Below are 237 nucleotides of genomic sequence, written 5' to 3'. Positions count from 1 at the left end.
GACGCTCGCGTCGTTCGATGAACGTCCGCTGGTGCACGTTCTGATCGTCGATGACGGCAGCACGCCGCCCATCGTCGCGCCCGAGCTTGCAAACATGCACATCGAAGTGCTGCGCATGCCGGTGAACGGCGGCATCGAGCGCGCACTGGAAGCCGGCATCGACGCGCTCGCGCAGCGCGGCTATCGTTACGCGGCGCGCATCGACGCGGGCGACCGCAGCGTGCCGCAGCGTCTTGC

Annotated in this window: 1 protein-coding gene; it reads left to right on the top strand. The window is 68.4% G+C overall.

The window, feature by feature from the left end:
• On the top strand, window positions 1-237 hold a 237-nt coding region (locus tag SB822_RS60865; RefSeq protein WP_410859624.1), incomplete at both ends, for a glycosyltransferase.

Origin of the sequence: Paraburkholderia sp. SIMBA_054, assembly GCF_046534875.1 — a bacterium.
GTDB classification, from domain to species: domain Bacteria; phylum Pseudomonadota; class Gammaproteobacteria; order Burkholderiales; family Burkholderiaceae; genus Paraburkholderia; species Paraburkholderia hospita.
Note: the sequence above shows the minus strand (reverse complement) of the source record. Positions and strands in the feature narration are given on the sequence as shown.